This window comes from Sorangiineae bacterium MSr11954 (genome assembly GCA_037157815.1).
Taxonomy (GTDB): domain Bacteria; phylum Myxococcota_A; class Polyangia; order Polyangiales; family Polyangiaceae; genus Pendulispora; species Pendulispora albinea.
The window spans coordinates 3,415,602-3,428,175 of record CP089984.1; the positions used below are offsets into that span (position 1 = coordinate 3,415,602).

Here is a 12,574-nt window from a genome sequence, read left to right on the forward strand (position 1 = left end):
GATCCGCTTGCGGGCCTTTCGACTACCGCACCCCCTGCAGCGCGAATTTTCGGACTTGCTCGACGTTGGATTGGTCGATGAACCCGGGCCCGGTCAGGATCGGCTGCCCTCCGCCCACCGTGGCGCCGTTGGTCCGATACAGTTTGAGAAAGACCACCGGCAAATAGCCTTGCAAGAAGGGCTGCTGATCGATGGCAAAGAGGATTTTGCCGCCTTCGATGCTCGCAAGAACATTGCCGTCGACATCGAAGGTGGCCAACGCCACCGTGGGGCGATTGGCGCGCACGACCGCGTTGACGGCCGCCGTGGCCAATGCGTTGTTGAGGGTCAGCATCCCCTCCACCGACGGATCGCTTTGCAGCTTCGCCGCCATGGTCGAGGTGGCGCTGGCCAGATCGCTGATGGACACTTGGAGGTTCTCGACCTGGCCATTCAGCGCCTCCTTGGCCCCCGCGCAGCGCTCCTCGAGCCCCACATTCCCCGCCTCGTGAATGACGCACACCACGCGCTTGATTCCTTTTTTCACCAGGCGCTCGCCGGCCGCGTGCCCCGCGATCTTCTCCATTTGGCCCACATGGGTGAGCGCGCCGAGCTCCGTGGATTTTTCGACGCCGGAGTCGATGGTGATCACGGGGATCCCTGCTTGAATCGCCTTTTGAATGGACGCGCGCAGGGCCTCGGGGTTCGCCATCGATACGATGAGGCCATCGACCTTTTGGCTGATGGCGAGGTCGATGAGCTGCGCCTGCTTTTGCGGATTGCCCGAGCCATGGTACGTGACCTTGACCCCTAGATCGCTCCCGGCCTGCTCCTCGCCGTTTTTGACGACGTCCCAATATTTGTCGCCCGCGTTGGCGTGGGAGACGAGCGCAAAGGTCAGCGTGCTGGCCGGCTTGGAAGCCTCGCCCACGGCGGCGGTCGGAGGATGCTCCTTGTTGCAGGCGGCGAGCGCCAGAAGAAGCCCCGCGACGGCCGCCGCGCCCAGGGCGCCTTGGAGGCGGCCTCGATGGGCCATCACGGCGCCACCTCCTCCATGCGCACCATGCGTCGCTCGCGGCGCGCGCGCTCGCACGCCTCGGCGACGAGAAACGCGGCCAAGCCATCGGCGACGGAGCACGGGCTCTCGACCTGTCGGGCCGCGACATCGAGGAACACGGCCAGCTCGCGCTGGTACGCGGGGCGAAAGCGCTCGATGAAGCCCGGATACGGTGTGCCGCTCGGAAAACGCACCCCCGGCTCGACGGAGCGCAGCGGGGTACGCTCGTCCAGGCCGGCGCAAATATCGTCCTTCGACCCCAGCGCTTCCAGCCGGACGTCGTAGCCCTTGGCGTTGTACATGGTGGCGGAGACGACCGCCAAGGTGCCATCGTCGAAGGTCAAAATGGCGGCCATCGTATCGACGTCGCCGGCCGCGCGAATGTAGTCGTCCCCTCGGTTTGCGCCGGTGGCATGGACGTGCACGATCTCGCGCCCCGTGACCCAGCGCAGAATGTCGAAATCGTGAATGCTGCAATCGCGAAAGATCCCGCCCGACGTGGGCACGTACTCGGGCGGCGGGGGTGCCTCGTCCAAGGTACAGGCGCGCAAGGTATGAACCCAGCCGAGACGCCCGCTTCGAATCGCTTCGCGCGCGGCGATGTATCCTGCATCGAACCGCCGTTGAAATCCAATTTGAACCGGGACCCGCGCGCCCTGAACGCGCTCCAGCACCGCGAGCGTTTCGTGCAGGGTAGGGGCCACGGGCTTCTCGCAAAAGACCGGGATCCCGCGCTCGATCGCGCGAACGAGGAGCTCCGGGTGCGCGGCGGTGGCCGCGGCGATCACCAGCCCATCGAGCTTCGATTCGAAGAGATCGTCCACGCGCGGCAGGGCCTTGGCCCCGAGGGCTTCGGCCACCTGGCGCGCGCGCTCCGCGTTTGCGTCGGCGATCACGAGCTCCTCGACCGCCGGGAGCTGGCGAAGGGTTTGGGCGTGAAACGAACCAATGAGACCGGCGCCTGCAAGTCCAATTCGCATTGTTTACCCCGTGCATACCGTAGTGACCGAACGGCGCGCGGCGTTCCAATTAAATGAGTACAATCGATTCGAGGCTCTTCCCTAATCGAAATAGCTCAACGGGATGCGCGAAGGCGCGCCCTTTGGCCCCAGGGGCAGGCGAAGGTGGAGGGCTTGGTCAGGACCCAGAGGGTCGGCACCGGCGGAGGTTCGGGGGCGAAAGGACCATCGCCATCGGTGAAGTACACGACCCCGTCGATGTCGTGCGCGCCCAGGATCTCGGGCTCGAAGATGGGGCGCAAATCGGTGCCGCCGCGCCCCGTGACCTTCTCGATGTGCCCCGCAAAGGGGTAAATGCGCGACACCTGCGCGTCGCACTCGGCCACGATCACCTTGGCGCGCTCGGACAGCGCGACCAGCTGGCGCGCGATGTCCTCCAGCTCGATTTTGGTCATGCTGAGCGAAGTGTCGATGGCCACCAGCAAATGCGGAATATCGGAGCTGCGCAGCGACCAGCTTCGTCCGGGCACCTCGAAGACGCGGTGGGGAAAGCGCCGGCTCGGACGCGACCATGTGTGCACCGGCGCGCGCGCCCGGGCGGCGAACATGGCCAGGGCCGAGCGCCAGTCCATGGGCTCGTCCGGCATGCGCGTGGTATCCATGAGCTCTTCGACGATGCGCTCGGGGGTTCGTCCCGCCAGCAGGAAGCGGCGCGCCGTGTCGCGTTCCTGCTCGCGCTCCTGTTCTTGCCCGGCTTCGTGCTCGCTTCGCGGCTCGTTCACGGCGCGCGAGACCAAAATGGCCGTCTGCGCCACACCGCCCGGCGCCGCGCGCCCGCGCGCCAAAAACCGATGATCGTCGACGGTGCCCGTTCCGTTCTCGCCCTGCGTCGGCCGCGGGCGGGCGCCGGTTCGCTTCGCGTGCTCGACCAAAATTTCGTAGCGCTCCCGCGTGCTCTGCCCCGGGCGGATGCCCACGGCCGAGTAGGCGCGGCAGGTGACGGCCGGCGGCAGCGGCTCCTCGATGTACTCGTTGGCCGACATCTCGACGGCCAGGTCCATCAGCTCCGGCTCCTCGACGTCGACGAACTTGGGGTGGGTCAGGTGCCCCAAGACGACGTGATGCACCTCGTGCAGCAGCACGCCGCGCAAGAACTGAGGCTCGGCCATGAACGACTCGACATTGACATGCAAGTAGAGCCGGCCGTCGTAGAGCGATATGGCCATGCGCTGCACCGAGGGATCGGCGACCGGCGTAATTTTGGCCAGGATGGACGCGTAATAGGGGTAAGCCTCGAGAAAGCTCGGATCGCGCACGAAGCCGTCGAGCCAGGTTTCGAGCTCGCTGCGGCGGGCTCCGGAGGCGCCGGAGGTGGCCGAGGTCACGTGCCGGGCCGCACGGGGGTGATGCCCACGCGCTTGAGGGTCTCGACCAGCGCCATGGCGTCGGGGTCGGGCAGCTGGGTGAGCACGTGGCCGAGGCAGGTGCGCGCCATGTTGCTTTTCTTGAGCTCCGGCAGGCGCGCGGGCTGCTCCACGAAGGTGCGCAGCGCGGTCACCGCCAAGGAGATGCGGTGGCGCTTGACGGGATCGGCGCGCCACGCGGCGAGTTTCTTCTCCGCCGCGCTGCCCGCGAAGCGCGTGAGGAAGTCGTTTGGCTCGATGTCGGCCAGCGAGGTCGCCGTCACATTGGAGCCGAGGGCTTCCTGCAGCTTCTCGCGCTGATCCCCCGGCAGATCCGCGAGCAGCGCCTCGAACGATCCGAGGACCAGCTGCTTTTGCGCCACCAAGACCCCCGCCTCGGGGCCGGCGAGCAGCGGCGCCAGGCGCGAAACGATCTCGTCCAAGCGATCCGTCTCGCCGCGCTCGCGAAAGCCCGCGATCTCACGGGCGCGCGGGGACTCGGGCGAGTACGTGGCCAAGAGCTCGCGCACGTCGAACGAGAGGCGCGAGCCCCACGAATCGCGGGAGGCGAGGAGCGCCTCGACCCAGGCGGCCGGCAAATAGCCGCCGAGCGCGTCGCGCAGGAGCATGCCGTCCGCCAGCTCGGCGGGGGAGAAGGCGCGTAGGAGCTCGGAGGCGTAGGCCCACGTTCGCGGGGGCACGTCCTCCAAGATGCGCTCGTGCGCGTGCGCCAGGGCCACGATGCCGGGGTGAAGATCGTGCGTCTGCGCCCACGCGAGCCACGCGCCGCGATCGGCGCGCACGTTCACTTGGAGGAAGCGCGCGCGCAGCGCCTTGTCGAGCGCGGTCACGTGGTACTCGGCGGTCTGCGGGTTCACGGTGGCCACGCATGTCCAGCCCGGCGGGAGCTCGTACTCGTGGAGCCGCCGCGCCGAGAGCAGTTGAAGCGCCGGCTGCTGAATGTACCGCTCGGCGCGATTGAGCTCCTCCAAGAGAAGGATGCCGGCGCCCTCGCGCGGCAAAACCGAGGGCAGGGCGTAGTGCGTGCGGTCGTCCTTCACGATCGGCAGGCCCACGAGATCCGGTGGTTCGAGCAAGCTCAAATCGAGGATGGCGGTGGCGATGCCGAGCTCCTCGGCCACATGCCGAACGATCTCGCTCTTGCCGATGCCGGTCGGGCCCTCGAGCAGCACCGCCCGCCGCGCGCGATAGGCCACCGAGAGCACGCGCTCGAGCCGCGGTCCTACGGGGACCGCGAGCGGTCGTAACGCCCCATTCGCTCCCGTCGCTGTCGCTGTTGCCTTCGCCGATGCCACGATCATTCACCGTTTGGGATCGAAGATCCGGAAACCGTTATCGAGCAGACCATTCCGTAGAGCATCTAGCAGACAAGGTGTCGGTCGCGCGAGCGGTGCGCGTCACTTCAGTCTGTCAAGGGTCGACGGCATCGTCGCGGGTCGAACGACGCATCAATGTTGCCGTCCCGGCCCAGCGTCCATCGCGGAGGGTGACGGTGGCCCTGGGGCCCGAGCGTTCGACGAAGATCTCGACGCGTCCATGCGAGGGCGATGTGAGGCGCCATGTCTCGGCTCCGTCGGGCCGCCGTTCGATCTCGGAGGCCGCGAAGAGAAGCTCGTTGCCGGGCAGCACCACCCGCACCGAGCCGCTTCGAACGTCGACGTGGATGCTGCGCGCAAGTGGCTCGGAGCCGGTCCATGCGACGACGGTCCAAAGACCTTCCATCGGGCGCAGCGCGATTCGTGTCTGCGGGTCGACGTCCGGCAAAATGGCGCGTGGGGTCAGGCGATAGGTGCCTAATACGTGCGCGGCGAGCCCACCCACGAGCAGGATTCCCAGGGCGGCGGCGGTGAGCCATCGCGCGGCCATGGTGCGGCGAAAGCGGGATACCCTCTGGCGCAGCGCCACCTCGGACGATGCGCCGCCCCGCGCGAGCTCGGCGTACGATTCTCCATCGGCCTCGCGGAGCGCAAGGTCCATCGCGCCGCGGGTCATCGGGAGGCGATTGGCGTCGGCGATGGCGTTCTTCAGGAGGACCATGGAGTCCGCGGAGGGCGCATGGGAGGGGACCGCAAGCGCGTCGGTGTCCAGGGCGATCTCACGGCAGCGCCGGCGAAAATGGTCGGTGGCCTTGTTTCGCGCGATGCCGACCAGCCACCGGCGCAGATCGTCGCGGCGCTCGGGGATGCGGCCGGCATCGAGCGCGTCGCACAAGGTGGCTTGCACCACGTCGTCCACGTCGGAGGCTGGTACGCGGCGGCTGACGGTCCGCCGAAGCAGTGCCCATACGGATCCTTCGTGAATTTCGAGGTGAAGCAAGGAGAGATCGGTCATTGGCTCTTCGTGCTATCGGGCCAGCCCCGGGTTCGTGACAGAAAAACCGACGGGGCCTCACGGTCGGAGGATATCCCAGACGGGATCGCCGGCGACCAGCCACGGTAGCTCCTGGTGCATGCGCTCGAAGGTATCTCCGCGCATGAAGTGCCCGAACGAGCCGTCGCCGAAAACGAGGTGCTTGGCCTCGATGGCCGGCGCGAGGGACTTGGCGGCGGCAAGGTGGGCGCGCGACCAACCCCCTTGTTGATTGACGATGAGCACCCGCCGTATCCCCGCCCGCACGAATGCGCTTCGAAGCGGGCGAAGATCGCGCGGCACACCCTCGAACAACAACGCATATCGGAATTCCATTCCGGGTTTCGCCAGCGCGTCGGCCGAGAGTATCCCACTCTGCGAGTACGACGCCCACACGGCGCCCGCCCGCTCGATGCGCTGCGGGAATCGAGCCTCGGCCGCGGCCACCGCGCGATCGATGCTGGCGCGAAGCTTTGCCGGATCACCCCACACGTACGACGTGGCGTTGAGCCGCTCGCCGTACGGGCACACGATGAACGGCTCCGGACCGAACATGGCCCGCCACTCCGAGCACGTCATGCTGGGGTGATCGAGCGCCGCGTGAAGCGCCACCACGAGGGGGCGCTTCGTCGTGGTTCCAATGGGCACGGCGACGAACCCCACGTCGCCGCGCGCATCGGACAAAGGCTCGCGCCACACGCCCGCGAGCGGCGGAAGGGCGTCCGAACGGCGCTCCCCCGCGGAAGTAGCGGCTCCTGGTGGAGCGTCCGAGGTCCGCGTCGGAGCTTCTGAGGCCCGTGTCGGAGCCTCCGGAGCATCGGGCGGCGCGGGGGAGGTCGGCTGCCCGTCGTCGCGGGAGCGCTCCTCTCCGCGAGAGCGCCCCGCGTCGCTGGAGTGCCCTTCGCCGCGCGGGTGCCCGTCACGGCGCGGGTGCCCCTCGCCGAGCGAACAAGCTGCGAGCCACGAGCCGAGGACGAGCTGCGCAGCGCGATGGTATTGGGTCGAGCCCTTCACACCTCGTTATCGGGCTGGCGCGCCGATTGTGACATCGGTGGGCGACGTTTGCTCGTGCGCCCTGGACGCATCGTCAGGCCGGCTTGCGGGCGAGCACGTAACCTCGCTGCGTGGGGTGCTCCACTTCGGGGTAGGGGGCGCGCTCGAGGAACGCCTCGATCCGAAATCCGGCGGCCAGGAAGGCCTCCTCCACGATGCCGCGCTCGAAGAAGACGAAGTCCAAGCTCACCCGCTGACCAAAGAGCTCGTCGCGATGCACGATGTCGCCGCCCAGGTGAAACGAGGCCAGGGCGAGCCCTTGCGGCTGCAGCACGCGATGAAACTCGCGGCAAGCCTGCGCGAGCTCCTCCCGGTCGAAGTGGACGATGGCGTAGAAGGCCGTCAACCCCGCATAGGTCGCGTCGGCGTCCTCGAGGGCCAGCATGGAGCCGGTGCGGAATGCGATGTCGGGTGAACGCCGGGCGGCTTCCGCGATCATCTCCGGCGCGAGATCGAGCCCGGTGACGGGGAGCCCGCGTTCGACCAGGGCCCGCGAGGTCTGTCCCGGGCCGCATCCTACATCGAGCACCGGTCCTCGGCCCCGCACTTGGTCGGCGAAGACGTCGAGGAGCGCCCGATCGAGCGGCTTGTGTCGCAGCTCGTCGAAGAAATGGTCGGCGTACGATTGCGCGATGCGGCTGTAGCTCTCCTCGATGGCGCGCAGCTTGCTCGTCATGCCGCGATGATAGGGCCGAATGTGGCCATGGCGAGGCCGTTGGATGGATGGCGGCAAACGCGCTCGGCCACGAGGCCGTCGCGCGCGTCCATCTCGCGCGATACGCCTTTCGGTCGTATCGTGGCGCGCGTCATGACATCCGCTCTACTCGACGAGGTCGTGCGCGCCGCCGTGCGCGATGCGCGGCATGCCCCGTCGTCGCACAACGCCCAGCCGTGGCAAGCCGTGATCGCCGGATCCCCCGAGGCGCGCGCGGCGCTCATGACGCTCGGCGATGACGTCCTCGTCGAGAAGAATACGGCCTTCATCGTGGTCGCGCTCGATCCCGCGCGGTGCTTGTCCGCGCTCCCCGCGCACCGGATCGAGATGCTCGTGAGCGCCGGCGCCTACTTGGAGAGCCTCTTCGTCGCGCTCGACGCGGGCGGCCTCGCCGTCTCGGTGGTGTGGCGCTCCGGCGACGAAGGGGCGGAGAAGCTTTCGGCGCTCACGCCGGGTTGGGAGCCCGTGGCCCTGGTGGCCGCGCGCCGCGGGTCGGGGCCGGTGACCGAGGCCTCCCTCCGGCGCCGCACGTTGCTGGCGATGCGCCGCACGCACCGGGGGGCGTACCGCAGGGATCCGATTGCCCCGAGCGCGCTCGCGTCCTTGTCGGACGCCGCCTCCCTTGCATTTCCGGGTTCGCGCGATCTCTGCGAGTTGGTGTTGCTCACCGATGCCGGTGTGCGCGCCACCGTGGGCCATCTTCTCCGGGAGCACGGGGCCATCGAGTTCACCCACGCCGCGGCCTGGGCCGAGACCTACGCGCATATCCGATTCGATGATTCGGTTTTGGCGGGCGACGGGCTGCCCATCGAAGCCCTCCTCGCCAAACCGCTGCCGCACTGGCAAAAACGGCTCCTCGCCACCGCGCTCTCCCCCGGTGCGATGCGCGCCCTCGCGCCGCTCGGCCTCGCGCGGGCCATCACCGCGGCCACGGCGCAAAACATCGCCGCGTCCCCGCTGCTCGTCTACCTGCGCTTCCGCGCCAACGATCCGCCGCCCTCCGCGTGCCTCGCCGGCGGCGCCCTCGTCCAATCCGTGTGGCTCGCCCTGGCCGAGCATGGGCTGGTGCTGCATCCGGTCAGCGTGCTGCTCCAGCACGATACGCTTCGCGCCACCCTGGATGGTCGCATCGGTCAAAACGGGGGGCGCGGCTTCTTTTTGGCGCGCGCGGGCAGCCCGGTGGACACGTCGTGCCCCTTTGCACCGCGCCGGGTGCTCGAGCCTCGGCGGGCCTAGCTTTGGGGACCTCGCTTCTCGCTCGCACGCCGGGTGATGGCGCCTCCGGCCGTCATTTCGCCAGGCGCATCAGCCCCCCGTCTTCGCCCGCGCTGACCCAATATACGAAGCGGTCGTCGACGGCGATCCCCACGAGGCGGCCCTGGCCGCGGGCCATCGTTTCCGGACCGCCGTCCAGAGCGGGGATCGAGCCCCCATCGGCGTTCGTCGCCGGGATCGGAATGCGATGCACGCTGCCTCCCTTCCCGTCGGTGTAATAGATATGCGAGGGATCGACAGCCAGCCGCGAGTCGCCGAGTGACTGACTCCGAATCGGGGTTACGGACCCTCCGTCTCCGCGCATGGGCGCACGGTAGATCCCTCCGATCTCGCTCGCGTCGGGGCCTTCGTAGCCGTCGATGCTGACATAAGCGACGTCCCGTGCGACGGCGAGATCGCGGATCCAGCGTGTACCCAGCGCTGCGGCCTCGCGGAGGTTCTCCACGGCGCCGCCATCGAAGGTCGCTTCGAAGACGACGTTGCTGTCCGGAGAGGACCGATACGTAAGCCAGAAGAATCGATCGCCGTCGCGAAGGAGGGCGGTCGAATTGCTATAAAAATCGAGGGTGACGAGCGTCGTCGTGGAAGCATCTCCCGACAAGCTGGCTCGTCGCAGCCACGTGCTCTTGAAGTTTGCCAACCAATAGACGTAGCCGTCGTGGACGAGAATCGACTGTAGAAATTCCATCTCGTCGATCGTGGCCATGGGCGATCCCCCATCGAGCAAGCTGCACGAAATTTGACGCCACCCGAGGATCCAGCAAGCGTGGACACCATCGGTCGAGGGCGCGGAAGCACGGTCGCTCGAGAGTCGAACGATTCCACCGTCCGCGTCGGGCGGTACGTAGTAAACGCCGTCCCGGCCCGAATAGATGTCTGCGGTCACGACCACGCCACCCTTCGCGAGCGCGAGCCCCGTTGCGCCGGGGAAGTCCGCCACTCGGACGGGAAGGCACGCGCCGCCGGCGCACGCGCCGCCAAAACACGAATGGCCGCAGGTCCCGCAGTTGTTCGGATCGGCGCCGAGGTCTTCGCAGCGCGCGCGCGGGCCTGCATCCGTGCTCGTGTCGGCCCCGGTATCCGCCGGTCCCGGTGGTGGCCATTCCGGGCACGTCGCGTTGTCGGTGCACGTCCCGGTGAGCTGGTTGGTGACGCACGCGGCCACGATGGCGGATCCCGAAAGCACCAACGCCCACTGCTTCGTTCGTGACATGCTCATGGGTCATTCCTCCGGCCATCACTTCGCCATGCGCATCAGATAATCGCGTCTCTCCTCGCCCTGTCTGCCCGAGGTCGCGATGCTGAGCCAATACACGAAGCGGTCGTCGACGCGAATGTCTCGAAGATCGTCCTGGCCGTGGACAATGGCTTCTTGACCGCCGTCCATTCCGGGGACGAAGCCCCCATCGGGGATCGATGTCGGGATTGGAATGCGATAAAGGATGCCTCGCGATCCGTCGGTGTAATAGATATGCGATTTGTCGATGGCGAGTCGTGAGGAGCCCAATGACTGACGCAGGAGCGGTGTCGCGGCCCCCCCGTCCGCGTCCATGGGTATGCGGTAGATACCGCCTTTGGTCTTGTCGTTTTGATTGTCTCCGGCGGCGACGTAACCGACGTTCCCGGCGACGGCGAACGCCCAGATCATGGGGATTTCGAGGCGCGCTACATCGCGTGCCTCCGTCACGGAGCCGTCGTCCAGCGACGCCGTGGCGAGCATGGCTCCGTCCCGCGGGTAAGCGAGCCAGAAGAGCCGATCTCCGTCCAGGACGACGTTGTACACGGCGCGATCGTCGATGACGCCGAGGGTCGTCGTGGAAGCGTCTCCCGACAAGCTGGCTCGCTGAAGGGTACCCTTGTCGCGGTTGGTAAACCAATAGACGTATCCGTCGTGGATGAGAGGCGATCCGGGGTGAGGATACGGAGACGCGTCGTCGTACATGGATACGCGTGATCCTCCATCGAGTAAGCTACAAGAGATATGCTGGGCGATGACACAGCAGGTTTGCCCGCCATCGGGCAAGCTGTAAGGGACACCATGCTCGGCGACCCAGCAGGCGTGCACACCGTCGCTCGAGGGGCTGTAAGCGCGATCGGTCCCGAGTTGAACGATCCCACCGTCCAGGTCGGGCGGTACGTAGAAGACACCGCGGCCTTGTTCGACAAAGTCCATGACCGTCACCACGACGCCGCCATGGGCGAGCGCAAGGCCGTTTGCGCCTGGGATGGCCGCCATCTTCACGGGAAGGCAGGTGCCGCCGGCGCACGGGCCGCCAAAGCACGAATGACCACACGTTCCGCAGTTGTTCGGATCGGCGCGGAGGTCGATGCCCGGGCAGTCCCGAGGCGGGCCTTCGGGGTCCCTCGCGACGACGTCGCCATCGGCATCGGCCGGCCCCGGTGGCGCCCGATCCGGACAGGTCGCATTGTCGAAGCACGTTCCGGTGAGCTGGTTGGTGACACACGCCGCCACCATGGCCGATCCGGCGAACGCGCACACCCACTGCCTTGCTCGTGACCTGGTCATCACCGTCATCCCCTCGCGCTGATCGCCCGTTCCATCGAGGCGGTGCGATCTCGGAGATCGCATCGATCTCGAAGATCGCACCAGGCCCTCCGCTCATCATTTCGCCAAGCGCATCAGGCCGCCGTTCATTCCGCCCGTGGTCCAGTACACGAAACGCTCGGTGACGCGAATTCCCCCGAGCTCCCCCTGCCCGACAGCGACCACCTCGGGATCACGCGGGCGCCCGTCGGAGGTCCCTGTCGGGATCGGAAGGCGGTACACGACACCGTTGAAGGAATCTGTGTAATATACATGATATCGATCGACGGCCAGCCGTGGCGGATAGCTGAATCGCTGCCGCTGAAGGACCGTCGGCGGGCCTCCGCTCGCGTTCGTCGGGGCGAAATACAGCCCTGGGACGTCGGGCCCGGCGTCGGGGGGCCAGACGATGTGGTTGCTCTCAATGGCCGTATAGCTGACCTCTTTCGCCACGGCCAGCGAGCGAACCCACTGGGATTCGATGGTGGCGACTGGGCTGATCGCGCCAATGGTCCCGTCGTCCATCAAGGACGCCTTGACCGTCGTGGTGGTGCGATCCACGACCGTGAGCCAGAAGAAGCGACCCTTGTCCAAGAGGAGCTGATAGGAATAAGGGCCGATCGCGGCCACCGTCTCGGTCCTGCCATCGTGCAGGTTGGTTCGTTTGAGCAGGCTGTTTTGATAAACGTCCGAAAACCAATACAGATACTCGCCATGAATGAGCGGTGATGTGGGCGAGCTGTCCGTCTCGCTGGTCGATACGGAGGGGGTACCATCGAGCAAGCTGCATAGAATGCGACTTCCGTTGACCCACTTTACCCAGCAGGCGCGCGTACCGTCGGTCGTCGGGCTCATCCCCGGATCTTTTCCAATCTGGACGACGCTGCCCCCGCTCGGTGGTACGTAAAAGACGCCCTCGCGGGCGTTGGGCCCTTTGGCCAAGCCAGCTGTCACCACGGCGCCGCCGGCATGGTCGAGCGCAAGATCGCTCGCGCCAGGAATGGTCGCGATTCGTACGGGCGTACCGAGCGGGCCTGCGTCCTTCGCAGATTCGAACGTTCTGGGATCCGCGGCGAGCTTTCCGGGCGGAGGATTCTCCGTGCACGCGGCATCGGTGCACGGCTCGGTGAGTTGGTTGGTGACGCACGCCATGGCGGCGGCTGTCATGCAAAGCAGCAATCCCCACTGCATCGTTCGCGAAATGTTCATGAGCGCAAT

At 67.1% G+C, this 12,574-nt stretch carries 11 protein-coding genes; 1 reads left to right on the plus strand and 10 read right to left on the minus strand.

What is annotated here, in order from left to right; all coding sequences use genetic code 11:
• Positions 1-22 precede the first annotated feature (22 nt).
• From LZC94_13415 to LZC94_13445, 7 genes are all read right to left on the minus strand, one after another.
• Entirely contained in the window at positions 23-1,015 is a 993-nt protein-coding gene (locus LZC94_13415) for a sugar ABC transporter substrate-binding protein (GenBank protein WXB20184.1), read from the minus strand.
• Positions 1,015-2,016: a Gfo/Idh/MocA family oxidoreductase gene (locus tag LZC94_13420; GenBank protein ID WXB18249.1), complete on the minus strand. Its 1,002-nt coding sequence runs from the start codon at positions 2,014-2,016 to the stop codon at positions 1,015-1,017. Before LZC94_13420 ends, LZC94_13415 begins: the two co-directional genes overlap by 1 nt.
• 95 nt (positions 2,017-2,111) lie before the next feature.
• Positions 2,112-3,380: a VWA-like domain-containing protein gene (locus tag LZC94_13425; GenBank protein ID WXB18250.1), complete on the minus strand. Its 1,269-nt coding sequence runs from the start codon at positions 3,378-3,380 to the stop codon at positions 2,112-2,114.
• Positions 3,377-4,624 carry a MoxR family ATPase gene (locus LZC94_13430; GenBank protein ID WXB18251.1) on the minus strand — a complete coding sequence of 416 codons (1,248 nt, stop codon included), beginning with the start codon at positions 4,622-4,624 and terminating at the stop codon, positions 3,377-3,379. The genes LZC94_13425 and LZC94_13430 overlap by 4 nt, the downstream gene beginning before the upstream one ends.
• A 205-nt stretch (positions 4,625-4,829) precedes the next feature.
• A complete protein-coding gene (locus LZC94_13435; GenBank protein WXB18252.1) occupies positions 4,830-5,750 on the minus strand; it encodes a hypothetical protein in 921 nt (306 codons plus the stop codon).
• A 57-nt stretch (positions 5,751-5,807) separates the two neighbouring features.
• Positions 5,808-6,782 (minus strand): hypothetical protein, encoded by a 975-nt coding sequence (locus LZC94_13440; protein WXB18253.1) that lies wholly within the window; start codon positions 6,780-6,782, stop codon positions 5,808-5,810.
• A gap of 73 nt (positions 6,783-6,855) precedes the next feature.
• On the minus strand, positions 6,856-7,497 hold the full coding sequence (locus tag LZC94_13445; GenBank protein ID WXB18254.1) for a class I SAM-dependent methyltransferase: 642 nt from the start codon (positions 7,495-7,497) through the stop codon (positions 6,856-6,858).
• A gap of 132 nt (positions 7,498-7,629) precedes the next feature.
• Here LZC94_13445 and LZC94_13450 point away from each other — a divergent pair, with 132 nt between their 5' ends.
• Complete coding sequence (locus tag LZC94_13450; GenBank protein ID WXB18255.1) at positions 7,630-8,772, plus strand: nitroreductase family protein; 1,143 nt, start codon at positions 7,630-7,632, stop codon at positions 8,770-8,772.
• Positions 8,773-8,824: 52 nt separating this feature from the next.
• Here the strand turns inward: LZC94_13450 and LZC94_13455 are convergent, their stop codons facing one another.
• Genes LZC94_13455 through LZC94_13465 form a run of 3 tightly spaced genes read right to left on the minus strand, consistent with a single transcriptional unit; the run spans position 8,825 to position 12,565 of the window.
• On the minus strand, positions 8,825-10,030 hold the full coding sequence (locus tag LZC94_13455) for a hypothetical protein (GenBank protein WXB18256.1): 1,206 nt from the start codon (positions 10,028-10,030) through the stop codon (positions 8,825-8,827).
• Positions 10,031-10,048: 18 nt separating this feature from the next.
• Complete coding sequence (locus tag LZC94_13460; protein ID WXB18257.1) at positions 10,049-11,401, minus strand: hypothetical protein; 1,353 nt, start codon at positions 11,399-11,401, stop codon at positions 10,049-10,051.
• Positions 11,402-11,434: 33 nt separating this feature from the next.
• Entirely contained in the window at positions 11,435-12,565 is a 1,131-nt protein-coding gene (locus LZC94_13465) for a hypothetical protein (protein ID WXB18258.1), read from the minus strand.
• Positions 12,566-12,574: the final 9 nt, after the last annotated feature.

Coding starts and splice junctions, on each gene's coding strand:
- LZC94_13415 (WXB20184.1), bottom strand. CDS start 1,015: ATGGCCCATCGAGGCCGCCTCCAAGGCGCCCTGGGCGCGGCGGCCGTC.
- LZC94_13420 (WXB18249.1), bottom strand. CDS start 2,016: ATGCGAATTGGACTTGCAGGCGCCGGTCTCATTGGTTCGTTTCACGCC.
- LZC94_13435 (WXB18252.1), bottom strand. CDS start 5,750: ATGACCGATCTCTCCTTGCTTCACCTCGAAATTCACGAAGGATCCGTA.
- LZC94_13445 (WXB18254.1), bottom strand. CDS start 7,497: ATGACGAGCAAGCTGCGCGCCATCGAGGAGAGCTACAGCCGCATCGCG.
- LZC94_13450 (WXB18255.1), top strand. CDS start 7,630: ATGACATCCGCTCTACTCGACGAGGTCGTGCGCGCCGCCGTGCGCGAT.
- LZC94_13455 (WXB18256.1), bottom strand. CDS start 10,030: ATGAGCATGTCACGAACGAAGCAGTGGGCGTTGGTGCTTTCGGGATCC.
- LZC94_13460 (WXB18257.1), bottom strand. CDS start 11,401: ATGCGATCTCCGAGATCGCACCGCCTCGATGGAACGGGCGATCAGCGC.
- LZC94_13465 (WXB18258.1), bottom strand. CDS start 12,565: ATGAACATTTCGCGAACGATGCAGTGGGGATTGCTGCTTTGCATGACA.